The organism is Pseudomonas sp. St386 (assembly GCF_018325865.1).
In the GTDB taxonomy this organism is placed as follows: domain Bacteria; phylum Pseudomonadota; class Gammaproteobacteria; order Pseudomonadales; family Pseudomonadaceae; genus Aquipseudomonas; species Aquipseudomonas brassicacearum.
The window spans coordinates 4,908,344-4,932,805 of record NZ_AP021900.1 but is presented as its reverse complement, the minus strand read 5'-3'; the positions used below and the strand labels follow the sequence as shown (position 1 = coordinate 4,932,805).

Genomic DNA, 24,462 nt, shown 5'->3' with positions numbered 1-24,462 from the left:
GAACCGTCAACCCGGCGGCAGATTGCTCGACCCCATAACTCGATAACTATGCGGGCGTGCCCATGATTACCCTGAAACTCAATGGAAAAGACCATCAACTGGATGTGACCGAGGACATGCCGCTGCTGTGGGCTATTCGGGATGTAGCCGGTTACAACGGCACCAAATTCGGCTGCGGCATGGGCCTGTGCGGCGCGTGCACCATCCACATCGACGGCGCCCCGGCGCGCAGCTGCATTACGCCAATCGGTTCTGTGAATGGGCAAAATGTCAGCACCATCGACGAACTTCATGTCGATCCGGTCGGACAAATCGTCCAGAAGGCCTGGCTCGACACGGCGGTGGCCCAGTGCGGTTACTGCCAGGGTGGGCAGATCATGTCGGCGACCGCCTTGCTCAAGACCAACCCCAACCCGAGTGACGAGCAGATCGAAGAAGCCATGGTCGGCAACATCTGCCGCTGCGGCACCTACAACCGGATCAAGACCGCGATCCGCCTGGCCTCCACTCACCTGAAGGAGGCCAAGGCATGAGCCGCTTGCCCGATGATTTTGTCCTGAGCAACCTCAGCCGTCGCGGCTTCCTCAAAGGCGCGAGCGCCACCGGTGTGCTGGTGCTGGCGGCCACGTGGGGCCTGCCGGAGGCCTTTGCCGAGGAAAAGAAATTCGGTGCCGAGGGCATGCCCCATGGCGCGGTCGACGACCCGAAGGTGTACGTCAGCATTGCCGCTGATGGCAGCGTGACCGTGATCTGCAACCGTTCGGAAATGGGCCAGGGTGTGCGCACCAGCCTGAGCATGGTCGTGGCCGATGAGCTGGAGGCCGACTGGGCGCGTGTGAAGGTGCAGCAGGCGCCGGCCGATGAGGCGCGCTTCGGTAACCAGGATACCGACGGCTCGCGTAGCATGCGTCATTGGTATGAGCCGATGCGCCGTTGCGGTGCTGCCGCCCGGACCATGCTGGAACAGGCCGCCGCTGCGCAGTGGAAGGTGCCGGTGGGTGAATGCCATGCCCAACTGCACAAAGTGCTGCACCAGCCTTCGGGGCGTGAACTGGGCTATGGCGAATTGGCCGCTGCGGCCAGTGCCTTGCCGGTGCCGGGGCGTGACAGCTTGCGCCTCAAGCAGCCATCGGAGTTCCGCTACATCGGCAAGGAGGCGAGCCGGGCCATTGATGGTGCGGACATCGTCAACGGTCGTGCCGTGTTTGGTGCCGATGTGCATTTCGACGGCATGCTCTATGCCGTCATCGCGCGTCCGCCGGTCTATGGTGGCAAGGTCAAGAGCGTGGACAGCAGCGCGGCGCTGAAAGTACCGGGCGTGATCAAGGTGGTGCAGATCGAAGGGCGCCCGCTGCCCTCGGAATTCCAACCGTTGGGCGGCGTGGCGGTGGTGGCGAAGAACACCTGGGCGGCGATCAAGGGCCGCGAAGCGTTGAAAATCCAGTGGGACGACGGCCCGAATGCCGGGTATGACTCCATTGCCTATCGCAAGGAACTGGAAGCGGCGGCCCTCAAGCCCGGAAAAGTCGTGCGCAGCAGCGGCGACCTCGACGACGCGTTGGCCAAGGCCGACTCGACCCTGGAAGCGGCGTATTACTTGCCGCACCTGTCCCAATCACCGATGGAGCCGATGGTTGCCGTTGCCCGGTTCAAGGACGGTCAATGCGAGGCCTGGGCACCGAGCCAGGCCCCGCAGGTGACCCGTGAACGTGTCGCCGAACGCCTGGGCATTCCTTTCGATAAGGTCACGGTGAACATCACGTTGCTGGGCGGTGGTTTCGGACGCAAGTCCAAACCCGATTTCGTCGTCGAAGCAGCGGTGCTTGCCAAGGAGTTTCCAGGCCAGCCGATACGGGTGCAATGGACCCGCGAGGACGACATCCATCACTCGTATTTCCACACTGTATCGGCCGAATACCTCAAGGCCGGCCTGAACCAGGACGGTATGCCGTCCGGCTGGTTGCACCGCACCGTGGCCCCGAGCATCACCGCACTGTTTGCGCCGGGCATGACCCACGAGGCGCCGTTCGAAATAGGCATGGGCGTGACCAACATGGCCTACGCCATCCCGAACCTGCGCCTGGAGAACCCCGAAGCCACGGCTCACACCCGGGTGGGCTGGTACCGTTCGGTGTCGAACATCCCCCATGGTTTCGCGATCCAGAGTTTCATCGACGAATTGGCCCACAAGGCCGGCCAGGATCCGCTGACGTACCAGGTCAAATTGCTCGGGCCGGACCGCAAGATCGATCCGCGTACCTTGAGCGAAGAATGGAACTATGGCGAATCCCCCGAGCGTTATCCGATTGATACCGCGCGGATTCGCACGGTGCTGGAAACCGCTGCGAAGGCCGCCGGTTGGGGCCGGGAGCTGCCGAAGGGCCGTGGCCTGGGGTTGGCGGTGCATTACAGCTTCGTCACTTACGTGGCGGCGGTGATCGAGGTGGAGGTCAAGGACGATGGCACGGTGATCGTGCACAAGGCGGACATCGCCGTGGATTGCGGTCCGCAGATCAACCCCGAGCGCATCCGTTCCCAGTTCGAGGGCGCCTGCGTCATGGGCCTGGGCAATGCCATGGTAGGGGAAATCAGCTTCAAGGACGGCAAGGTGCAGCAGGACAATTTCCATATGTACGAAGTGGCGCGCATGTCCCTGGCGCCCAAGGAAGTGGCGGTGCATCTGGTCACGCCGCCGGGTGAGGTGCCGTTGGGCGGTGTCGGCGAGCCGGGCGTGCCGCCGATTGCGCCTGCGCTGTGCAACGCGATTTTCGCTGCCACTGGCAAGCGTATTCGTAGCCTGCCTGTGCGCTATCAGCTGCAGGGCTGGCAGCAGGCGAAGGCCTGATGGACAGCGTTGATCTGAACGTCCTGCGCAGCGTGCTTGAGTGGCGCCGCGCCGGGCAGCGGGTGGTGCTGTTCACTGTGGTCCAGACCTGGGGTACCGCGCCAAGGCCGCCGGGGGCGATGCTGGCCCTGCGCGAAGATGGCGTGGTGATTGGTTCGGTGTCGGGCGGTTGTGTCGAGGATGACCTGATCGCCCGGTTGCACGACGGTCGCATTCCGGCGGACGGTCCGCCGGTGCAACTGATCACCTATGGCGTCACCCGCGAAGAAGCAGCGCGCTTCGGCCTGCCGTGCGGCGGCACCCTGCGCCTGACCGAAGAGCGGGTGGGCGACCCACACTGGGTCGCGCAGTTGCTGGAACGTTGCGAAGCCCATGAGATTGTCGCCCGTGAGCTGACAGTCGCCAGCGGCAACGTGGTCCTGACCCCGGCCAGCAAGACCGACGCCCTGGTGTTCGATGGGCAGGTCCTGCGGGCCATATACGGTCCGCGTTGGCGGCTGCTGCTGATTGGCGCAGGGCAACTGTCGCGCTACGTGGCGGAAATGGCCCGGCTGCTGGACTTTGAAGTGCTGATTTGCGATCCGCGCAAGGAGTTTGTCTATGGTTGGGAAGAGCAGCATGGCCGCTTCGTCTCGGGGATGCCCGACGAAGCGGTGTTGAGCATCCAGACCGACGAACGCACCGCCATTGTGGCCTTGACCCATGACCCACGCCTGGACGACATGGCGCTGCTTACGGCCCTGGACTCCAAGGCTTTTTATGTCGGCGCCCTGGGCTCGCGAGTCAACAGCCAGAAGCGCCGGGATAACCTCGCTCAGCTAGGCTTGTCAGCAGAGGCCATTGAACGCTTGCATGGACCCATCGGCTTGCACATCGGTAGCCACACCCCGGCGGAAATCGCCTTGTCGCTGCTGGCCGAAATCGTGGCCATCAAGAATTGCGTTGAACTGCGGCAGAAAAAGCCGCTGTAAGCCGTGGGCAAGGAGGGCGTATGAGCGAGTCGATTGGCGTGATCATTCTGGCGGCCGGATCGGGCAGCCGTTTCCGCCGTATTGCAGGCCCGGACAAGGATAAATTGCTGGCTGATTGCGCCGGGCGTGACGGCGCCGTGCGGTCGGTGATCGAACAGGTGCTGGTGAATCTGCCAGCCGCCCTGGAAAAGCGCCTGCTGGTGACGAGCAGGGATCGGCCGCAAGCCGTTCGCATGGCCCAGGCCTATGGCTGCGATTTCGTGGAGCTGGACTCGCCCGGCCTGGGCGACAGCATTGCCGCAGGCGTCCAGGCCTGCCCGGACCTTGATGGCTGGCTGATAGTGCTGGGCGACATGCCCTTCATCCTGCCGTCGAGCATCGAACAGGTGGTGGCAGGGATCCGCACGGACGGCATCAGCGTGCCGGTCCTTGCCGGTGAGTACGGGCATCCGGTGGGATTCGGTCGTGGGTTTGGACCGAAACTGATGGCATTGACCGGTGATCGGGGGGCCAAGGTATTGTTTGCCGGGGCGCAAGTGGTCGAAGTGCCGGTGGATGACCCGGGCGTAACGTGGGATGTAGATGTGCCAGAGGCACTGGCCTTCAAATAACAGACGACGCAGAAGCCTGTGGAAGCGAGCTGACATTCAGTATTGATGCAAGCTGACCCGGCGCCATCGCGAGCAAGCTCGGCTCCCACATTGGATCTTCAACGGGCATAAATCTTGTGCCCGCCCCCAGATCCCTGTGGGAGCGAGCTTGCTCGCGAAAGCGGTCTGGCATTCAGCATTGATGCAAGCTGACCCGGCGCCATCGCGAGCGAGCTCGGCTCTCACATTGGATCTTCAGGGGGCATAAATCTTGTGCCTGGTCCCAGACCCACTGTGGATAAGTATGAAGGCATAAAAAAGCCCCGCCTGGCATGACCAGGCGGGGCTTTTTACTGGGCGGTGGAATCAGGCGTGAGGTTTAGGCTCGTGCTCTTTTTCCAGGGCTTCAGTGTGACGCGGCACGACTTCTTCAGCAGTGTGCTGAGGTTCGTCGAACGTTGGAGCCGATTCAGCCGGGGCCTCGGCGACCGGGGCAGGGGCTGCCTCGGCGACTTCTTCCACGACTGGAGCTGGTTCGACAGCAGGCGCTTGAGCGGCAGCAGCGGCAGCTTGTTCGGCTTCCTTCTGCAGACGCTCGGCTTCACGCTTGCGACGACGCACTTCACGCGGATCGTTCGGCGCGCGGCCATTTGCGGTCAGGGCGCTGGCAGGTGCTGGCTCTTCAACCGGGGCCGGTGCTTCGACAACCACGGGTGCTTCGACCACTGGAGCAGGCTCGACCACTTCTGGCTCGACCGCTTTCACGGGTTCTGGTGTCGGTTCTGGCTCGACAACAGGTGCCGGTGCAACTGGCTCGGCGGTCCAGTTGAACGCAGTCTGCTCCTCGCGGGCAGGCTCTGGGGCCTTTTCCTCGGCCGGTGCTTCGAAGGCCGGCTCAGCGGCTACCACTGGCTGCTCGACGACCGGTGCAGGCTCGGCGACCACTTCAGTTTCAGCAACCTGGGCTTCATGGGCCGGGGCGACTTCCACTTCTGGCGAAGCAGTGGTTTCTACCGGAGTAGTGGCTTCGACTACCGGAGCTTCAGCAACTGGCGCGCTTTCCACGGCAGCGGTAGCGCGTTCGGCTTGTTCGTGAGCCTGGGCTTCGGCCGGGGCGCTGATTGCGCTGCTGGCAACGGCGGCAGTCACGGCCAGGCCGGCGGCCAGGTCGGCAGCGCTTGGCGCTTCAGCGTTCTCGGTGGACTCGGACTCTTCCGAACCTTCGATCACGTTGCCGTTGGCGTCACGCTGACGCTCACGACGGTTGCTGCGACGACGCTGGCCACGGGAGCGGCGGCGTGGACGATCGCCTTCGGCGGTGTCCTGGCCGTCTTCCTGCAACTGCTCTTCGGTGTTCAGCACTTCTTCTTCGCTGGCAGCGGCGGCTGCCTGCTCGGCGCGTGGCTGGCGCTCTTCACGTGGCGGACGCGGTGCACGTTCTTCACGAGGCTGGCGAGCCGGACGCTCTTCAGCGGTGGCGGCGGCGGCAGCCGGGGCGGCATCCAGTGGCTCGCGCAATTCGCGAACACGTTCTTCACGCTCGCCACGTGGCTTGCGATCTTCACGCGGTGCGCGCGGCTGGCGTTCTTCACGCGGCGGACGCGGTGCACGCTCTTCGCGGGCTACGGCTGGCGCTTCCTCACGAACTTCGCGCGGCTGACGCTCTTCACGCGGCTCACGTGGCGCGCGTTCTTCACGCGGTGCACGCTCTTCGCGAGGTTTGCGTTCTTCGTCACGACGACCGTTGCGGTTGCGGGTCTGTTGGCGACTGTTACGGCGTTCTTCGTTGCGGGTAGGACGCTCGGTCGTGGCAGGCTTGGCGACGACGGCCGGGGCAGCAGGTTCTTCCTTGGTGGCGAACAGGCTGACCAGCGACTTCACCAGGCCTTTGAACAGGCTTGGCTCTGGTGCAGCGGCCGGGGCGGCAACCGGAGCGGCCACTTCGGTCGGAACCGGAGCGTTGGCGCGGGCCGGAGCGGTCTTGACCGCGGCTTCCTGGCGAACCAGGGTGCGAGTGGCGGCGGCCGGCTGGACTTCTTCCACTTCGGCAGCGGCAGCAGCGATTTCGTAGCTGGACTGGTTGGTGTGGGCTTCCGGGCTGTCATCGCGCAGGCGCTGCACTTCGAAGTGCGGCGTCTCGAGGTGATCGTTCGGCAGGATGACGATACGGGCGCGGGTACGCAGTTCGATCTTGGTGATCGAGTTGCGTTTTTCGTTGAGCAGGAACGCGGCCACCGGGATCGGCACCTGGGCGCGAACTTCGGCGGTGCGGTCTTTCAGGGCTTCTTCTTCGATCAGGCGCAGGATCGCCAGGGACAGCGACTCGACGTCACGGATGATGCCCGTGCCGTTGCAACGCGGGCAAACGATGCCGCTGCTTTCGCCCAGGGACGGACGCAGGCGCTGACGGGACATTTCCAGCAGGCCGAAGCGCGAGATGCGACCGACCTGTACGCGGGCGCGGTCGGCTTCCAGGCATTCACGGACCTTTTCTTCCACGGCGCGCTGGTTCTTGGCCGGGGTCATGTCGATGAAGTCGATGACGATCAGGCCGCCGATGTCGCGCAGGCGCAACTGACGGGCGATTTCCTCGGCCGCTTCAAGGTTGGTCTGCAGGGCGGTTTCTTCGATGTCGCTGCCTTTGGTGGCGCGGGCCGAGTTGATGTCGATGGACACCAGGGCTTCGGTCGGGTCGATGACGATGGAGCCGCCGGACGGCAGTTCGACGACGCGCTGGAAGGCGGTCTCGATCTGGCTTTCGATCTGGAAACGGTTGAACAGCGGAACGCTGTCTTCGTAGAGCTTGATCTTGCTGGCGTACTGCGGCATCACCTGGCGAATGAAGGTCAGGGCTTCGTCCTGGGCTTCGACGCTGTCGATCAGCACTTCGCCGATGTCCTGGCGCAGGTAATCGCGGATGGCGCGGATGATCACGTTGCTTTCCTGGTAGATCAGGAACGGCGCGGAGCGATCCAGCGAGGCTTCTTTGATGGCGGTCCACAGTTGCAGCAGGTAGTCGAGGTCCCACTGCATTTCTTCGCTGCTGCGGCCAAGGCCTGCAGTGCGCACGATCAGGCCCATGTCCGCCGGGGCAACCAGGCCGTTCAGGGCTTCACGCAGTTCGTTGCGCTCTTCGCCTTCGATGCGGCGGGAGATGCCACCGGCGCGAGGGTTGTTCGGCATCAGGACCAGGTAACGGCCGGCCAGGCTGATGAAGGTGGTCAGGGCGGCGCCCTTGTTGCCACGTTCTTCTTTTTCGACCTGGACGATGACTTCCTGGCCTTCGCTCAGGACGTCCTTGATGTTGACGCGGCCTTCAGGGGCCTTCTTGAAGTATTCGCGGGAGATTTCTTTGAGGGGCAGGAAGCCGTGGCGCTCGGAGCCGAAATCGACAAAGGCAGCCTCAAGGCTTGGTTCGATGCGAGTAATCCGGCCTTTATAGATGTTGGCCTTCTTCTGCTCGCGTGCACCGGATTCGATATCCAGGTCGTAGAGGCGCTGGCCGTCTACCAGTGCAACACGCAACTCTTCGGGTTGAGTTGCGTTAATCAGCATTCTTTTCATGTAGTACCGTCGGTTTCCGGGCTGCCGGAAACGGCGTTCGGCACACACGACTTCTCACGGTCGGTGTCAGGTGCGTCCTGGAGATGGCAAGGCCACTCCAGTGTCCAGCGAGTTCGACCCAATGATGGCGAAGTCGCGACGGACGCGTCCTGCTTGCTGGTACTCAAGCACTCAGTCAGGAGGAGGAATCAACCGGCGCCTGTGGACGAGATGAAGCGTCTAAATATAAGCCTAGTGCTACACAGTCCGACGGTTGTACATCTCCACCCTACACGTATCCCTGATAATTCGGGTGCTGCCGCGCGCAGAATCCGCAGCGGGTTGGCATTTACCGTGAGCTCCGGAAGGGGAGGTCACGCATCATGGCTAATTTAGGCGTTGTTTCCGAAGCATTCGCTCGGGGTCGTCCGCAGCTGACTGCACTTTGTGAACTGGCCGTGAATGTGGCGCGCAAGGCGAGTCAAAACTCTGCTTTGCGGCGTATTTCAGGCCTCATGTCACCTGCGCTCGTTACACCTGAAAACTCTACCGTTACGTAGCGAAAGCCCCGTAGGACGGCCTCTCGTCCTCGTGAATTGCGTTGGTCAGGGCCGGTTTTTGACCGTTAGTCCACTGTCCAGCCACTTTTGGCGGCGTTCGCGACTATAGCAGCAATGATTAAGTGCTTCAATTCCATAAAAAATTGTTATGATCGCCGCCATGACAACTACTGCCCCTTCGACCCCTGGCGTTCAACTGCTCGAGGTCTCGCCGGAATATGCCGGCCAACGAATCGATAACTTCCTGCTGGCCCGGCTCAAAGGCGTGCCCAAGACCTTGATCTACCGCATTTTGCGCAAAGGCGAAGTGCGGGTGAATAAAGGTCGGATCAAGCCCGAGTACAAGCTCCAGGCTGGTGACATCGTGCGCGTGCCGCCGGTTCGCGTGCCCGAGCGCGATGAGCCGGTGCCCCTGGCCCAGGGGCTGCTGCAGCGCCTTGAAGCCTCGATTATCTATGAAGACAAAGCCCTGATCGTGATCAACAAGCCCGCGGGCATTGCGGTTCACGGCGGCAGCGGCCTGAATTTCGGTGTGATCGAAGCCTTTCGTCAGTTGCGTCCGGACGCCAAGGAGCTGGAACTGGTCCATCGCCTCGACCGCGACACCTCCGGCTTGCTGATGATCGCCAAGAAACGCAGCATGTTGCGCCACCTGCACGAGCAATTGCGCGGCGACGGCGTCGACAAGCGCTACATGGCGCTGGTGCGTGGCCGTTGGGAAACCTCCATCAAGCAAGTCCGTGCGCCGTTGCTCAAGAGCAACCTGCGTTCCGGCGAGCGCATGGTCGAAGTCAACGAGGAGGGCAAGGAGGCGCTGACGGTGTTCAAGGTGCTGCGCCGCTTCGACGACTTCGCCACCCTGATCGAGGCCAAGCCCGTGACCGGGCGTACTCACCAGATCCGTGTCCACACCTTGCATGCCGGGCATTGCATTGCCGGCGACAGCAAATACGGCGATGACGATTTCACCAAGGAAATCCGCGATCTGGGCGGTAAGCGCCTGTTTCTCCATGCTTACATGCTGACCGTGCCGCTGCCCGATGGTGGCGAGCTGAAATTGCAGGCCCCGGTGGATGACATGTGGGCCAAGACCGTGGAGCGGTTGAGTGCATCCTGACTACAAACTGCTGATCTTCGATTGGGACGGCACTCTGGCCAACTCCATTGGTCGGATCGTGGAGGCGATGCATGTCGCCTCGGACCGTATGGCGTTTGCCCGATGCGACGACTTAGCGGTGAAAGGCATCATCGGTCTCGGGTTGCCAGAAGCCATTCGCAGCCTGTATCCGGAAATTGACGACAATGAGCTGGTGGTTTTTCGCCAGCATTACGCCGATCACTATATCGCGCTGGACGCCGAGCCTTCACCATTGTTCGATGGCGTGGCGGGTACGCTGGAGGCTCTGCGTACCGAGGGCTATCACCTGGCTGTCGCGACCGGCAAGGCTCGTCGCGGGCTGGATCGAGTGCTCAAATCCCATGGCTGGGAGGATTATTTCGATATCACCCGTGCCGCGGATGAAACCGCCAGCAAGCCGCATCCGCTGATGCTCGAGCAGATCCTGGCGCATTGCAACGTGCGGCCGGATGAGGCGCTGATGGTGGGGGATTCGTCATTCGACCTGCAGATGGCGCGCAACGCCGGCATGGGCTCGGTGGCGGTCAGCTACGGCGCTCAAACGATCGAGGCACTGCGGGCATTCGAGCCGCGACTGGCCATTGATCATTTTCCTGAGTTGCACGCCTGGCTGAGCCAGCGGGCTCTTTAAGTTTTGCTGGGGATTCACGCATGACCGATGAATGGAAAGCACCTGTCAAGGCGAGCGCCGAGAGCGGGGATGACAAAAGCTGGAAGCTGTTGGAAACAACCTTGCTCGCCAGCGTGCAGGAACAGCGTCGCTCCCGTCGCTGGGGTATTTTCTTCAAATTGCTGACCTTTACTTATCTCTTTGTTGCATTGGCGCTGTTCACGCCGCTGATGGATATGGAGAAAAGCGCTGTCGCCGGCTCGGCATACACCGCCTTGATCAATATCGAGGGCATGATCGCCGACAAAGAGCCTGCCAGTGCCGACAACATTGTCGGTAGCCTGCGGGCCGCCTTCGAGGACTCGAAGGTCAAGGGCGTGGTGCTGCGCATCAACAGTCCCGGCGGTAGCCCGGTGCAATCGGGATACGTCTACGACGAGATCGTGCGGTTGCGCGCATTGCACCCGGATATCAAGGTGTATGCGGTCATTTCCGATCTCGGTGCTTCCGGTGCCTATTACATTGCCAGTGCGGCGGACCAGATCTATGCCGACAAGGCCAGCCTGGTGGGCTCCATTGGTGTGACAGCGGCCGGCTATGGCTTTGTCGGGACCATGGAGAAACTGGGCGTGGAGCGTCGTGTGTATACCTCCGGCGAGCATAAATCCTTCCTTGATCCGTTCCAGCCGCAAAAGCCTGAAGAAACCGCTTTTTGGCAGAGCGTGCTCGACACCACTCACAAGCAATTCATTGCCAGCGTCAAGAAGGGCCGAGGCGAGCGCCTGAAGGACAAGGAGCATCCGGAGCTGTTCTCCGGGCTGGTCTGGTCGGGGGAGCAGGCATTGCCGCTGGGCCTGATCGACGGCTTGGGCAGTGCCAGTTCGGTGGCGCGGGATGTGATCGGTCAGAAGGACCTGGTGGACTTCACGATCGAAGAGTCACCGTTCGATCGCTTCTCGAAAAAGCTGGGGGCAAGCATCGCCGAGCATCTGGCGATGTGGATGGGCTTCCAGGGGCCGACGTTGCGCTGATTGTCCTGGGAGCTTCAGTGCAGCGGGTTGCTGGTGCTGGCCCTTGTGGCGAGGGAGCAAGCTCCCTCGCCACGGATGATTCCCAAGTCAGGGAACCTGCACGCCCTCGGCCAGCAACATATCCACAAGACGAATCAGTGGCAGGCCGATCAGGCTGGTGGCGTCTGGCCCTTCGGTGCTCTGGAACAGGCTCACGCCAAGTCCTTCGGCCTTGAAGCTGCCGGCGCAGTCGTAAGGCTGCTCGGCCCGCAGGTAGCGTTCGACGCGCTCTGGGTCCAGGGTGCGCATGGTGACGGTAAACGGAATGCAGTCGACCTGGCAGGTGCCGGTCTGGCTGTTGAGCAGTGCCAGGCCGGTCAGGAACGTGACCTTGGTGCCGCTGGCAGCCAGCAGTTGCTCGCGAGCGTTCTCGAAGGTGTGAGGCTTGCCCAGGATGCGTTCGCCGAGCACGGCGACCTGGTCTGAACCGATGATCAGGTGCGCCGGGTGGCTGTCGGCCAGTGCCAGGGCTTTTTCCCGGGCCAGGCGCTTGACCAGTTCAAGGGCGGGCTCGCCGGGGCGATGGCTTTCATCGATGTCGGGTGAGCAGCAGACGAACGGCAGTCCCAGGCGGGCAAGCAATTCCCGGCGATAGACCGAGCTTGAGGCAAGTAATAAAGGCAGCATGGGCGGCTCCAAAAGGCAGGGCTGAATTCTAGCGAGGCGCGCAAGTGACGGACAGGGCTGAATTTCCTTTGACATGGCCGGGGGCATCCCTATAATGCTGCGCCTATGTTGAATGACCCGATTCCACCTCACGTTGACCCGCGCAAATTGGCTGACCGTGGCACCACCCTTCAAGGTGAACTGCTGCTGGCCGATTTGAAGAGACTCTGCGACCCGCTTTCCGACGATGTCGGTACGGTCCAGGCCAAATTCGTTTTTGAACGAGATGAACGTAAATCTGTGGTTATCCACAGCTTTATCGACACTGAAGTCAAAATGGTTTGCCAGCGTTGTCTTGAGCTGGTCACCCTGCCGATCCACAGCGAGTGCAGTTACGCCGTGGTGAAGGAGGGTGCGAATACCCAGTCGTTGCCGAAAGGTTATGACGTGCTGGAACTGGGCGAAGATCCATTGGATCTGCAGTCACTGATCGAGGAGGAGCTTCTGCTCGCCTTGCCCATTGTGCCTGCTCATCATCCGGAAGAATGCCAGCAGCCGGCGGGAGCAGATGAGCCCGAACCGAGCGAGGACGAGGTAACGCGGTCCAACCCGTTCAGTGTATTGGCGCAGTTAAAGCGTGACCCAAACGTTTAGGAGTTAATCAATTATGGCTGTTCAGCAGAACAAAAAATCCCGCTCTGCCCGTGACATGCGCCGTTCGCACGACGCTCTCGAGGCTAGCACCCTGTCCGTAGAAAAAACCACTGGTGAAGTTCACCTGCGTCACCACGTATCGCCAGAAGGCGTATACCGTGGTCGTAAAGTGATCGACAAGGGCGCTGACGAGTAATCACTTGTCCGCTCAAGTCATCGCGATTGACGCAATGGGCGGGGACTTCGGTCCCCGCAGCATTGTTCAGGCCAGCCTCGCTTGTCTGAATGCTACACCCTCGCTGCACCTGACCCTCGTCGGTCAACCCTCCCTCCTGGAAGAAATGCTCAGCGGCCAATCGGCTGTCGATCGCGCGCGCCTGACTATTGCCCCAGCGTCCGAAATCATCACCATGGACGAAAAGCCGGCCCAGGCCCTGCGCGGCAAGCCCGACGCTTCGATGCGGGTGGCCCTTGAGCTGCTGCGCGATGGCAAGGTCCAGGCATGCGTCAGCGCTGGCAATACCGGCGCGCTGATGGCGCTGTCGCGCTACGTGCTCAAGACCTTGCCGGGTATCGACCGGCCCGCGATGGTGGCGGCGATCCCGACCCAGCGTGGGTTTTGTCAGTTGCTCGACCTGGGGGCCAACGTCGATTGCAGTGCCGAGCATTTGCTGCAATTTGCGGTGATGGGCTCGGTCGCGGCAGAAACCCTGGGCATCGTGCGCCCGCGTGTGGCGTTGCTGAACATCGGCACCGAAGACATCAAGGGCAACCAGCAGGTCAAGCTGGCGGCCACGCTGCTGCAGGGCGCGCGCGGCATCAACTACATCGGCTTCGTCGAAGGCGATGGCTTGTACCGTGGCGAGGCCGATGTGGTGGTGTGTGATGGCTTCGTCGGCAATATCCTGCTCAAGTCCAGCGAAGGCCTGGCCACCATGATCGGCCAGCGTATCGATACTTTGTTCAAGCAAAGCTTGGCCTCGCGGGTAGTCGGCGCCTTGGCGTTGCCGTTGATGCGTCGGTTGCAGGCCGACCTGGCGCCGGCGCGGCATAACGGTGCGAGTTTTCTCGGGTTGCAGGGGATCGTGATCAAGAGCCATGGTTCGGCGGGCGTGCAGGGTTTCCAGAGCGCGATCAACCGAGCGGTGATCGAGATCCAGGAAAACCTGCCGGAGCGCCTGCATGGTCGCCTCGAGGATTTGTTAACTTAGGCGTTTTCGTCCGACAATGCTTAAATGTGACCGGTCGGTTCAAGCCGCCATCCAACTCTCAGTTTCCTAGCGCCCCCAGGGGCGTCAATTTTTGACGACAAGATCATTAGGGGCTTTGTTTTCATGTCTGCTTCCCTCGCATTCGTCTTTCCAGGACAGGGCTCGCAGTCCCTCGGCATGCTGGCCGAGCTGGGCGCGCAATACCCGCTGATCCTCGAAACATTCAAAGAAGCTTCCGATGCGCTCGGCTATGACCTCTGGGCACTGACCCAGCAAGGGCCGGAAGAGCGCCTCAATCAAACCGATAAAACCCAACCGGCCATCCTGACCGCCTCTATCGCATTGTGGCGCCTGTGGCTGGCTGAAGGCGGCGCGCGTCCGGCATTCGTCGCCGGTCACAGCCTGGGCGAATACAGCGCCCTCGTAGCCGCTGGCAGCCTGAGCCTGGGCGACGCGGTGAAGTTGGTGGAGCGTCGTGGCCAGTTGATGCAGGAAGCGGTTCCGGCCGGGCAGGGCGGCATGGCCGCGATCCTCGGCCTGGAAGACGCCGATGTGCTGGCCGCCTGTGCCGAAGCGGCGCAAGGCGATGTGGTCAGTGCGGTGAACTTCAACTCCCCGGGCCAAGTGGTCATCGCCGGTGCCAAGGCCGCTGTCGAGCGCGCCATCGAGGGCTGCAAGGCCCGTGGCGCCAAGCGCGCCATGCCACTGCCGGTCAGCGTGCCGTCGCACTGCGAACTGATGCGTCCGGCTGCCGAGCGCTTTGCCGAATCCATCGCCGCCATCGACTGGCAGGCCCCGCAGATTCCCGTGGTGCAGAACGTCAGCGCCAACGTGGCGCCGGATCTCGAGACCCTCAAGCGTGATCTGCTGGAGCAACTCTACAAGCCGGTTCGCTGGGTCGAATCGGTGCAGACCCTGGCGGCCAAGGGCGCGACCGAGCTGGTCGAATGCGGCCCTGGCAAAGTGCTGGCAGGCCTGAACAAACGCTGCGCCGAAGGCGTGTCGACTTCCAACCTCAACACCCCAGACGCCTTCGCTGCCGCCCGTGCAGCGCAGGCCTGAACAGGAGAAGCTTGCATGAGTCTGCAAGGTAAAGTTGCACTGGTGACCGGTGCAAGCCGTGGCATCGGCCAGGCCATCGCCCTGGAACTGGGTCGTCAAGGCGCCATCGTTATCGGCACTGCGACTTCCGCTTCGGGCGCCGAGCGTATCGCTGCGACCCTGAAGGAAAACGGCATCCAAGGCACCGGCCTGGAGCTGAACGTCACCAGCGACGAATCCGTTGCGGCGGTGTTGGCAAGCATTCAGGAGCAGTTCGGTGCGCCGGCGATCCTGGTCAATAATGCCGGTATCACCCGCGATAACCTGATGATGCGCATGAAAGATGACGAATGGTTCGACGTGATCGACACCAACCTGAACAGTCTGTACCGGCTGTCCAAGGGCGTTTTGCGTGGCATGACCAAGGCTCGCTGGGGTCGAATTATCAGTATCGGTTCGGTTGTGGGTGCCATGGGCAACGCAGGCCAAGTAAACTATGCTGCGGCGAAGGCCGGTCTGGAAGGTTTCAGCCGTGCGCTGGCGCGTGAAGTGGGTTCGCGCTCGATTACGGTAAACTCGGTTGCACCGGGTTTCATCGACACCGACATGACCCGTGAACTGCCAGAAGCACAGCGTGAAGCCTTGTTGACGCAGATTCCGCTGGGTCGTCTGGGGCAAGCTCAAGAAATCGCGTCCGTGGTCGCTTTTCTTGCGTCGGACGGTGCGGCATACGTGACCGGGGCTACAATCCCGGTAAACGGCGGGATGTACATGAGTTAAATGTGACGGATTGCTTCAAAAAAATGTCATACGAGCTGTCTAAAATCCGTTATAAAGCTGCAATCAATTTATAGACGGCGGGCCGCAGGGTTTGAGGAGTGAAGCTTTCGGTTGAAAAACCGAAAAGTTCTTCTATACACTTACCCACCGGCCAGCTGCCTGAATTTGTCCATTAGGAGTGAAAACAAGGTATGAGCACCATCGAAGAGCGCGTCAAGAAAATCGTTGCCGAGCAACTGGGCGTTAAAGAAGAAGAAGTTGTGAACACCGCTTCCTTCGTTGAAGACCTGGGTGCCGACTCCCTTGACACTGTTGAGCTGGTGATGGCTCTGGAAGAGGAATTCGAGACCGAGATTCCTGACGAAGAAGCTGAGAAGATCACTACTGTACAAGCTGCTATCGACTACGTTACCAGCCACCAGGCGTAATCGTTTTTAGTCGTCGCTAGCTGTCATGGAAAAACCGCACTGCCATCACGGCGTGCGGTTTTTTCTTTAGGCCTGATGCAAAGTCGTCATTAGAAAAAGGAGAGTGCTGTGTCGCGTAGACGCGTCGTAGTCACCGGTATGGGTATGTTGTCGCCACTGGGCACGGATGTGCCGAGCAGTTGGCAGGGCATTCTGGCTGGCCGCAGTGGCATTGGTCTGATCGAACACACCGACCTTTCTGCCTATTCCACCCGTTTTGGCGGCTCGGTAAAGGGCTTCAATGTCGAGGAATACCTGTCGGTCAAGGAAGCTCGCAAGCTTGACCTGTTCATTCAATACGGCTTGGCAGCCGGTTTCCAGGCAGTGCGCAACGCCGGGCTGGAAGTCACCGACGCCAACCGTGAACGCATCGGCGTGGCCATGGGTTCGGGTATTGGCGGCTTGACCAATATCGAAGAAACCAGCCGCACGCTGCACGAATCGGGGCCGCGACGGATTTCTCCGTTCTTCGTGCCGGGCTCGATCATCAACATGATTTCCGGTTTCCTGTCCATCCACCTGGGTGCCCAGGGACCCAACTACGCCATTGCCACGGCGTGCACCACCGGTACCCACTGCATCGGCATGGCCGCGCGCAACATCATGTACGACGAAGCCGACGTGATGATTGCCGGTGGCGCAGAGATGGCGGCTTGCGGCCTGGGCATGGGTGGCTTTGGCGCTTCCCGTGCGCTGTCGACCCGCAACGACGAGCCCGCCCGTGCGAGCCGGCCGTGGGACAAGGGCCGCGATGGCTTCGTGCTGTCCGACGGTGCCGGTGCGCTGGTGCTCGAGGAACTGGAACACGCCAAGGCGCGCGGCGCGACCATCTACGCCGAACTGATCGGCTTTGGCACCAGTGGCGATGCGTACCACATGACGTCGCCACCGGCCGATGGCGCCGGTGCTGCCCGGTGCATCGCCAACGCCTTGCGTGATGCGAAGCTCAACGGCGAGCAGGTGCAGTACATCAACGCCCACGGCACTTCGACCCCGGCCGGCGACCTGGCCGAAGCCCAGGCGATCAAGACCGTGTTCGGCGAGCACGCCTACAAGCTGGCGGTCAGCTCGACCAAGTCCATGACCGGTCACCTGCTGGGTGCGGCAGGGGCGGTGGAAGCGATCTTCAGCGTCCTGGCGATCAACAGCCAGACAGCGCCGCCGACCATCAACCTCGATGAGCCGGACGAAGGTTGCGACCTGGACTTCGTGCCGCACACTGCCCGCGGCATGGACATCGATGTGGTGCTGTCCAACTCCTTCGGCTTTGGCGGGACCAACGGTTCGCTGGTGTTCCGCCGGTTCGCCGGTTGATGGAAAGCTGGGTCGACGGTCAGCCGGCCGACGTCCTGTCGCTGAAAGATCGTGGCCTGGCTTACGGCGATGGGTTGTTCGAAACCCTCGCCGTGCACACTGGCGGGCCAGTGTTGCTGGACCGTCACCTGCAACGCCTGGAAGCCGGTTGCCGGCGGTTGGCGCTCAACGTTGACATGAGCGCGTTGAGCACCGAGCTGAATGCCTATGCCCGGTGCCTGGGCAACGGCGTGCTGAAGTTGATCGTGACCCGTGGCGACAGTCTGCGCGGTTATGCCGCAGATCCCTTGGCCCCGGCCCGACGCATCCTGCAAGGGAACCCGCCAGCCGCTTATCCCGCCGCCCATGCCGAACAAGGCGTTCTTCTGTTTCCCTGCAGCGTGCGGTTGTCCGAGCAGCCCTTGCTCGCTGGCCTCAAGCACCTCAATCGCCTGGAACAAGTGCTGGCTCGTGCCGAATGGAGCGACGGGCAGTATGCCGAGGGCTTGATGCTGGATACGTCCGGGCGGGTGATCGAAGGTGTGTTCAGCAACCTGTTCCTGGTGCGCGATGGCGTGTTGTTCACGGCCGACCTGAGCCGTTGCGGCGTGGCCGGCGTGATGCGCGCAGAATTATTGTTTCAAGCCAAGTCCCAAGGCATCGCCACGCAAATCACGGATATCAGTCTCGAACAGTTGCACCAGGCTGATGAAGTCTTCGTCTGCAACAGCGTTTATGGCGTGTGGCCGGTACGCGGATGCGGTTCGGCGCGCTGGTCGGTTGGCCCGCTCACCCGTAAACTGCAAACCCTTGCCCGTGCGCTATTGGATGTTTGATTCGTGAGACGTAAATTCTTGCTGCTGCTGGAGACCGGACTGGTTCTGGCAGGGCTGTTGTTGGGCGCTTCGGCCTGGAAGATTCATTCGGCGCTGCAACAGCCGCTGAACATCACCCAGGAAGAATTGCTGGACGTGCCCAACGGGACCACCCCGACCGGAACCCTCAAGCGCCTCGAAGCCGATGGCCTGATCAAGGACGCCTTCTGGCTGCGGATCTATTGGCGCTTCAATCTCGCCGACCAGCCACTGCATTCCGGTGAATATCGGATGGTGCCGGGCATGACCATGGAAGGCCTGATCGGTGTCTGGAAGCGCGGCGAAGTGGTGCAGTACAGCGTGACGCTGGTGGAGGGCTGGAATTTCCGTCAGGTGCGCGCGGCGCTGACCAAGGATGAAAAACTCCAGCAGACTCTCACCGGCCTGAGCGACGCCCAGGTCATGGACCGTCTTGGTCACTCCGGGATATTTCCCGAAGGCCGGTTCTTCCCGGATACCTATCGCTTCGTGCGCGGCACCTCGGATGTCGACCTGCTGAAAAAAGCCTACGACCGCCTGGAAGACGTGCTCGCCAAGGAGTGGGCACAGCGTGCCGCCGATGTGCCTTACACCCAGCCGTATCAAGCGCTGATCATGGCGTCCCTGGTGGAGAAGGAAACCGGTGTGCCCCAGGAGCGCGGGCAGATTGCCGGCGTCTTTGTGCGGCGCATGCGCCTGGGCATGCTGCTGCAGACCGACCCCACGGTGATCTATGGTCTGGGCGAGCGCTACACCGGCAAACTCACCCGCGCCCATCTGAAAGAAGAAAACCCCTATAACACCTACCTGATCCCGGGCTTGCCGCCGACGCCGATTGCGATGGTGGGGCGCGAAGCGATTCATGCGGCATTGAACCCGGCGTCGGGCAATAGCCTTTACTTCGTCGCGCGTGGTGACGGCAGCCACGTGTTTTCCGATGACCTGGAGTCGCACAACAACGCGGTGCGCGAATTCCAACTCAAGCGCCGTGCCGATTACCGCTCCAGCCCGGCTCCGGCAACATCGGACGAGCAGGCACCGATTCCCGCGGCATCACCCGACACGGCGCCCGACGCTGTACCCCAGGTGCCGCCCCAAGTACCTGCTCCCGAACCGGATGCCAGCGAGCCGCCGAGCCCGCAATGACTTTGATTAAGGATCGCCTGTGACTGGCTTGTTTATAACGCTGGAAGGCCCGGAAGGCGCCGGCAAGAGCACTAATCGCGAATACCTGGCCGAACGCCTGCAGGCCGCTGGCATCGAGGTGGTGTTGACCCGTGAGCCGGGCGGTACGCCGCTGGCCGAGCGAATTCGCGAGGTGCTGCTGGCGCCCATTGAAGAGGTCATGAACCCCGACACCGAGCTGTTGCTGGTGTTCGCCGCCAGGGCACAGCATCTGGCCGAGGTGATTCGCCCGGCGCTGGCCCGTGGCGCGGTGGTGCTCTGCGATCGTTTTACCGATTCGACCTATGCCTACCAGGGCGGCGGCCGGGGCTTGTCGGTGGAGCGCATCGCCGCGTTGGAAGCCTTCGTCCAGGGTGACCTGCGGCCAGACCTGACCCTGGTGTTCGACCTGCCGGTGGAAATCGGCCTGGCCCGCGCCAGTGCCCGTGGCCGCCTGGATCGTTTCGAGCTTGAGGGCCAGGCTTTCTTCAATGCCGTGCGCAATGCCTTCCTGAGTCGCGCCAAGGCCGATCCGGCGCGTTACCTGCTGATCGATGCCGCGCAACCGCTGACTCAGGTCCAACAGTCCCTGGACGGCTTGCTGCCGCGTTTGCTGGAGCGTGTCCGTGGCTGAAGCCTATCCCTGGCAAGACGGCCTCTGGCAGCAACTGGCCGGTCGTGCCCAGCATGCCCATGCCTATCTGTTGCACGGCCCGGCCGGCATCGGCAAGCGGGCACTGGCCGAGCGCCTGATGGCCAGCCTGCTGTGCCAGCGCCCGGGTGTCTCGAATGCCTGCGGCGAGTGCAAGTCCTGCCTGCTGCTCAAGGCGGGCAGCCATCCCGATAATTACGTGCTGGAACCGGAAGAGGCGGACAAGGCGATCAAGGTCGACCAGGTTCGGGACCTGGTCAGCTTCGTGGTCCAGACCTCGCAGATGGGCGGGCGCAAGGTGGTGCTGATCGAGCCGGTCGAGTCGATGAACATCAACGCCGCCAACGCCTTGCTCAAAAGTCTTGAAGAGCCTTCCGGCGACACCGTGTTGCTACTGGTCAGCCACCAGCCGAGTCGCTTGCTGCCGACCATCAAGAGTCGCTGCGTGCAACAGGCCTGCCCGCTGCCGAGCGAGGCGATGAGCTTGCAGTGGCTGGCCCAGGCCTTGCCCGACAGCAGCGACGAAGAGCGTGTCGAGTTGCTGACCCTGGCGGCCGGCTCGCCCCTGGCGGCTGTCAGCCTTCAGGCCCAGGGCGTGCGGGAGCAGCGGGCCTTGGTGGTGGAGGGGGTCAAGAAACTGCTCAAGCAGCAGCAATCCCCCACGCAACTGGCCGAGGGTTGGAACGCGATCCCGTTGCTCTTGCTGTTTGACTGGTTCTGCGACTGGTCGAGCCTGATCCTGCGTTACCAATTGACCGAGGATGAGGCTGGCCTGGGGTTGGCGGACATGCGCAAGGTGATCCAGTACCTGGCGCAAAAAAGCAGCCAGGATAAAATCTTGAACATTCAGGACTGGATTCTTGCCCAACGTCAGAAGGTGCTGGGCAAAGCGAACCTCAATCGGGTGCTGTTGCTCGAGGCGCTGTTGGTGCAGTGGGCGAGTTTGCCTGGTCGAAACTGACAGACACGGCCTAGTGTCCTGTGATACAGGACACTAAACTCAGCTCAATCGCAGCGGAGATCAGCATGAACGAACCTGTCAGTCCCGGGCCACGCAACGGTATCCTGTCCCTGACCATCAAGGACAAGTCGGTGCTCTACGCCGCCTACATGCCCTTCATCAAGAACGGCGGCCTGTTCATTCCGACCAACAAGAATTATCGCTTGGGCGATGAAGTGTTCATGCTCTTGAGCCTGATGGATGAAGCGGAAAAGATCCCCGTCGCCGGCAAGGTGATCTGGATGACGCCCAAAGGCGCCCAGGGCAATCGGGCCGCCGGCGTCGGTGTGCAATTCAGCGACGGCGACAATTCCGCCCGCAATCAGATCGAAACCCACTTGGCCGGCTCCCTGAAGTCCGACCGTCCCACCCATACGATGTAGCCCGGCCTTTTATGCTTGTAGATTCCCATTGTCACCTTGACCGTCTCGACCTCGCTGCCCATGGCGGCTCCCTGGATGCTGCGATGGACGCGGCCCGTGAACGGGGTGTCGGTCATTTCCTGTGCATCGGTGTCAGCGCCGACAACGCCGCCGACGTCAAGGCCCTGGCCGAACGTTATGCCGATGTCGATTGTTCGGTCGGTGTTCATCCGCTGGATGTCCAGCCCGACGCTGCGCCGGCGCTCGATTGGCTGTTGCGTGAGCTGGACCATCCACGGGTGGTCGCCATCGGCGAAACCGGCCTGGACTATCACTACGAACCGGAAGCCGCTGACGTGCAGCAGGCGTCATTCCGGCTGCACCTGGAGGCCGCCCGACAAACCGGCAAGCCGGTGATCATCCACACCCGTGGCGCCCGGGCCGACACCCTGGCCTTGCTGCGTGACGCCGCGCTGCCCCAGGCCGGGGTGCTGCATTGCTTCACCGAAGACTGGGACATGGCCAAGGCCGCCCTGGACATGGGCTATTACATTTCCTTGTCCGGGATTGTCACGTTCCGCAATGCCGATGCATTGCGCGACGTTGCCAGCAAAGTGCCGGCTGATCGGCTGTTGGTGGAGACCGACTCGCCTTACCTGGCGCCCATTCCCTATCGTGGCAAGCCGAACCTTCCGCAATACGTACGGGAAGTGGCAGAGTTCCTGGCGATGCTGCGCGGTGAGTCCTACGAGCGGTTTGCCGAGCAGACGACGGAGAATTTTAAGCAATTGTTTCCGCTGGCTCATGTGCGGGCGGCGCAAGCCTGAATTCCATGCAAAAAAAACCCGGGTTCTGGGGGGTGAATCCGGGTTAAGACCATTAGGAGTAAAACAAAGGTACGCGGTCCGTTGGTACCTTCATCAGCGCGTCACTTGGGGGAGATGTCGCGCCGACAGTTCAAGTATTGATCAGTATGCCAACCCGTCCAGTCTGGCCGGGGCGGTTTTTAAACAAATTTGGAATACGCTCGCTTCGGATAAGTTCTCACTGTCGCCAAAGCTCGCAGGCACGGCGCATTGGCGTGAGAAACGGTGAGCCGGGTGTGTACGGTTTTGTGAAGAACAGTGGCCGAGAACGGATGATCCGTGCATTTTTGCGTAAGTTAGGCATAATACCCGGCTTCGAATTTTGACCCTTCAGACCTTTTTCTTATGCACAAAGAACCTCGTAAGGTCCGTGAGTTTCGCCGCCGCGAGCAGGAAATTCTCGACACCGCGCTCAAGTTGTTCCTCGATCAGGGTGAAGACAGTGTCACCGTCGAGATGATTGCGGATGCCGTGGGTATCGGCAAAGGCACGATTTATAAACATTTCAAATCCAAGGCGGAGATCTACCTGCGCCTGATGCTCGACTACGAGCGCGATTTGAACGAGCTGCTGCACTCGGCCGATGTGGACAAGGACAAGGAGGCCCTGTCCCGGGCCTACTTCGAGTTCCGCATGCGCGACCCGCAGCGCTACCGCTTGTTCGATCGCCTGGAAGAGAAGGTGGTCAAGGGCAACCAGGTGCCGGAGATGGTCGAGGAGTTGCACAAGATCCGCGCCTCGAACTTCGAACGCCTGACCCTGCTGATCAAGGGCCGGATCAGCGAAGGCAAGCTTGAAGACGTGCCGCCTTATTTCCATTACTGTGCTGCCTGGGCGCTGGTGCACGGTGCGGTGGCGCTGTATCACTCGCCGTTCTGGAGCAACGTGCTGGAAGATCAGGAAGGTTTCTTCCAGTTCCTGATGGACATCGGCGTGCGCATGGGCAACAAGCGCAAGCGTGATACCGACGTCCCTAGCAGCTAAGGCCGCACAGGCCAAGACATTCAGCTGCCTTATTGCGCCATGTCCGCTTACATGGCGCAGTGTCCCAGTAATATACTCAGGCTTGGGTCTTGCGAAATCTTGATTTCTAGGTCAATTTTCGCGAGTCCGATTTTTCTTGTGCCGGAGTGATCCATGATCGTTGACCGTCAAGGCAGGCGTTTCCGTAATTTGCGGATCAGCCTGACCTCAGCCTGCAATTACGCCTGTACCTATTGCGTGCCTGATGGCAAGCGGTTGGTGGCTGCGCAGGATGAACTGTCGGCCGAGGCCATGGCGCGTGGTGTGGCCTATCTGATCGAGGCCGCCGGCATCGAGCGGCTGCGCATCACTGGCGGCGAACCGTTGGTCAGCCCCAAGCTCGAGCGTTTCATGACGGCGGTGGGGCAGATGGGCCTGGAGGACATCAGCCTGACCACCAATGGCCAGTTGCTGGCGAAAAAACTGCCGTTGCTGGTAGACGCCGGTATCCGTCGCATCAACGTTTCCCTCGACACCCTGGACCCCGCCGCGTTTCGCAGTATCGCCCGTGGCGGCGACCTGGCGACCGTGCTTGACGGCATGGAACAGGCTCGGGCCGCCGGGATGAAGATCAAGGTCAACATGGTGCCGTTGCGCGGGCAGAATCTGGACCAGGTGATGCCTTTGCTCGAATACTGCCTGGAACGTGGCTATGAGTTGCGTTTCATCGAGTTGATGCGCATGGGACACCTGGCCAGCGACTCCAACGCCTTCCTGCAGCAGTTCGTCAGCCTCCAGCAATTGCTCAGCCTGATCGGCGATCAGTACGAATACCTGCAAGCCGATGCGCCGGTGGATGCCACTGCGGTGCGCTATGAGATACCGGGGTTGGGTCACTTTGGCGTGATCGCCAACGAAAGCGTGCCTTTCTGCCGTACCTGCTCACGGTTGCGGTTGTCTTCCACTGGGTGGCTGCATGGCTGCCTGTCGTCGAGCAACCGTCACTTCGTCGGCGACCTGCTGGACAAGCCCCGTCACCAGGCATTGCCGGCGCTTCAGCGCTTGTTGGTCAAGGCGTTGGGGGACAAGCAGGAAGTGGCATTCTCCGGCGGCGCGACCATCATGAAAATCATCGGCGGCTGATCTATTGCTATCGCGGGCAAGCCTTGCTCCCACATGATAAGCGTCGTACTTGTGGGAGCAAGGCTTGCCCGCGATAGCA

The 24,462-nt window shown here is 61.5% G+C and carries 24 protein-coding genes; 22 read left to right on the top strand and 2 right to left on the bottom strand.

The genetic code is table 11. From position 1 onward, the window contains the following. The first annotated feature begins 62 nt into the window (after positions 1-62). Genes KI235_RS21700 through KI235_RS21685 form a run of 4 tightly spaced genes read left to right on the top strand, consistent with a single transcriptional unit; the run spans position 63 to position 4,427 of the window. The gene (locus tag KI235_RS21700; RefSeq protein WP_212795295.1) at positions 63-533 is read left to right on the top strand and encodes a (2Fe-2S)-binding protein; all 471 of its coding nucleotides are present in this window, start codon (positions 63-65) and stop codon (positions 531-533) included. Next, positions 530-2,845: a xanthine dehydrogenase family protein molybdopterin-binding subunit gene (locus KI235_RS21695; protein WP_212795294.1), complete on the top strand. Its 2,316-nt coding sequence runs from the start codon at positions 530-532 to the stop codon at positions 2,843-2,845. The genes KI235_RS21700 and KI235_RS21695 overlap by 4 nt, the downstream gene beginning before the upstream one ends. Continuing rightward, positions 2,845-3,816 (top strand): XdhC family protein, encoded by a 972-nt coding sequence (locus tag KI235_RS21690; RefSeq protein WP_212795293.1) that lies wholly within the window; start codon positions 2,845-2,847, stop codon positions 3,814-3,816. Before KI235_RS21695 ends, KI235_RS21690 begins: the two co-directional genes overlap by 1 nt. A gap of 20 nt (positions 3,817-3,836) precedes the next feature. Beyond that, positions 3,837-4,427 (top strand): nucleotidyltransferase family protein, encoded by a 591-nt coding sequence (locus KI235_RS21685; protein ID WP_003204274.1) that lies wholly within the window; start codon positions 3,837-3,839, stop codon positions 4,425-4,427. Between the two features lie 345 nt (positions 4,428-4,772). Here the strand turns inward: KI235_RS21685 and rne are convergent, their stop codons facing one another. Next, positions 4,773-7,970 carry a ribonuclease E gene (rne, locus tag KI235_RS21680; RefSeq protein WP_212795292.1) on the bottom strand — a complete coding sequence of 1,066 codons (3,198 nt, stop codon included), beginning with the start codon at positions 7,968-7,970 and terminating at the stop codon, positions 4,773-4,775. Between the two features lie 699 nt (positions 7,971-8,669). Between rne and rluC the strand changes: the two genes are divergently transcribed. Genes rluC through sppA form a run of 3 tightly spaced genes read left to right on the top strand, consistent with a single transcriptional unit; the run spans position 8,670 to position 11,288 of the window. Continuing rightward, positions 8,670-9,626 (top strand): 23S rRNA pseudouridine(955/2504/2580) synthase RluC, encoded by a 957-nt coding sequence (rluC, locus tag KI235_RS21675; protein ID WP_027911492.1) that lies wholly within the window; start codon positions 8,670-8,672, stop codon positions 9,624-9,626. Then, positions 9,616-10,278: an HAD-IA family hydrolase gene (locus KI235_RS21670; protein ID WP_028237408.1), complete on the top strand. Its 663-nt coding sequence runs from the start codon at positions 9,616-9,618 to the stop codon at positions 10,276-10,278. The genes rluC and KI235_RS21670 overlap by 11 nt, the downstream gene beginning before the upstream one ends. 20 nt (positions 10,279-10,298) lie before the next feature. Next, entirely contained in the window at positions 10,299-11,288 is a 990-nt protein-coding gene (gene sppA / locus KI235_RS21665; RefSeq protein ID WP_003204267.1) for a signal peptide peptidase SppA, read from the top strand. 87 nt (positions 11,289-11,375) lie between these two features. Here the strand turns inward: sppA and KI235_RS21660 are convergent, their stop codons facing one another. Beyond that, positions 11,376-11,954 carry a nucleoside triphosphate pyrophosphatase gene (locus tag KI235_RS21660; RefSeq protein WP_003204264.1) on the bottom strand — a complete coding sequence of 193 codons (579 nt, stop codon included), beginning with the start codon at positions 11,952-11,954 and terminating at the stop codon, positions 11,376-11,378. A gap of 105 nt (positions 11,955-12,059) precedes the next feature. On the opposite strand from KI235_RS21660, the gene KI235_RS21655 reads away from it, so the two are divergent. From KI235_RS21655 to KI235_RS21585, 15 genes are all read left to right on the top strand, one after another. After that, a complete protein-coding gene (locus KI235_RS21655; protein WP_003204262.1) occupies positions 12,060-12,587 on the top strand; it encodes a YceD family protein in 528 nt (175 codons plus the stop codon). A 13-nt stretch (positions 12,588-12,600) separates the two neighbouring features. Then, the gene (gene rpmF, locus KI235_RS21650; RefSeq protein WP_003179396.1) at positions 12,601-12,783 is read left to right on the top strand and encodes a 50S ribosomal protein L32; all 183 of its coding nucleotides are present in this window, start codon (positions 12,601-12,603) and stop codon (positions 12,781-12,783) included. A gap of 4 nt (positions 12,784-12,787) precedes the next feature. Then, positions 12,788-13,798 (top strand): phosphate acyltransferase PlsX, encoded by a 1,011-nt coding sequence (gene plsX / locus KI235_RS21645; RefSeq protein WP_212795291.1) that lies wholly within the window; start codon positions 12,788-12,790, stop codon positions 13,796-13,798. A gap of 123 nt (positions 13,799-13,921) precedes the next feature. Then, complete coding sequence (gene fabD, locus KI235_RS21640; protein ID WP_003204258.1) at positions 13,922-14,860, top strand: ACP S-malonyltransferase; 939 nt, start codon at positions 13,922-13,924, stop codon at positions 14,858-14,860. A gap of 15 nt (positions 14,861-14,875) precedes the next feature. Further along, a complete protein-coding gene (fabG, locus tag KI235_RS21635) occupies positions 14,876-15,619 on the top strand; it encodes a 3-oxoacyl-ACP reductase FabG (RefSeq protein WP_003204256.1) in 744 nt (247 codons plus the stop codon). A 191-nt stretch (positions 15,620-15,810) separates the two neighbouring features. Then, positions 15,811-16,047 carry an acyl carrier protein gene (gene acpP, locus KI235_RS21630; RefSeq protein WP_003175607.1) on the top strand — a complete coding sequence of 79 codons (237 nt, stop codon included), beginning with the start codon at positions 15,811-15,813 and terminating at the stop codon, positions 16,045-16,047. A 108-nt stretch (positions 16,048-16,155) separates the two neighbouring features. Continuing rightward, complete coding sequence (fabF, locus tag KI235_RS21625) at positions 16,156-17,400, top strand: beta-ketoacyl-ACP synthase II (protein ID WP_003204255.1); 1,245 nt, start codon at positions 16,156-16,158, stop codon at positions 17,398-17,400. After that, on the top strand, positions 17,400-18,215 hold the full coding sequence (pabC, locus tag KI235_RS21620; protein ID WP_013693993.1) for an aminodeoxychorismate lyase: 816 nt from the start codon (positions 17,400-17,402) through the stop codon (positions 18,213-18,215). The genes fabF and pabC overlap by 1 nt, the downstream gene beginning before the upstream one ends. Before the next feature lie 3 nt (positions 18,216-18,218). Continuing rightward, positions 18,219-19,379 carry an endolytic transglycosylase MltG gene (gene mltG / locus KI235_RS21615; RefSeq protein WP_003204249.1) on the top strand — a complete coding sequence of 387 codons (1,161 nt, stop codon included), beginning with the start codon at positions 18,219-18,221 and terminating at the stop codon, positions 19,377-19,379. 19 nt (positions 19,380-19,398) lie between these two features. Continuing rightward, positions 19,399-20,031, top strand: coding sequence for a dTMP kinase (gene tmk / locus KI235_RS21610; RefSeq protein WP_003204247.1), 633 nt, complete (start codon positions 19,399-19,401; stop codon positions 20,029-20,031). After that, positions 20,024-21,010 (top strand): DNA polymerase III subunit delta', encoded by a 987-nt coding sequence (locus tag KI235_RS21605; RefSeq protein ID WP_003204245.1) that lies wholly within the window; start codon positions 20,024-20,026, stop codon positions 21,008-21,010. Before tmk ends, KI235_RS21605 begins: the two co-directional genes overlap by 8 nt. A gap of 65 nt (positions 21,011-21,075) precedes the next feature. Continuing rightward, entirely contained in the window at positions 21,076-21,432 is a 357-nt protein-coding gene (locus KI235_RS21600) for a PilZ domain-containing protein (protein WP_003204243.1), read from the top strand. An 11-nt stretch (positions 21,433-21,443) separates the two neighbouring features. Beyond that, positions 21,444-22,238, top strand: coding sequence for a TatD family hydrolase (locus KI235_RS21595; protein WP_114730917.1), 795 nt, complete (start codon positions 21,444-21,446; stop codon positions 22,236-22,238). Positions 22,239-22,622: 384 nt separating this feature from the next. Continuing rightward, positions 22,623-23,261 carry a TetR/AcrR family transcriptional regulator gene (locus KI235_RS21590; RefSeq protein WP_003204240.1) on the top strand — a complete coding sequence of 213 codons (639 nt, stop codon included), beginning with the start codon at positions 22,623-22,625 and terminating at the stop codon, positions 23,259-23,261. A gap of 153 nt (positions 23,262-23,414) precedes the next feature. Further along, positions 23,415-24,383 (top strand): radical SAM protein, encoded by a 969-nt coding sequence (locus KI235_RS21585; protein ID WP_003204238.1) that lies wholly within the window; start codon positions 23,415-23,417, stop codon positions 24,381-24,383. The last annotated feature ends 79 nt before the right edge of the window (positions 24,384-24,462 follow it).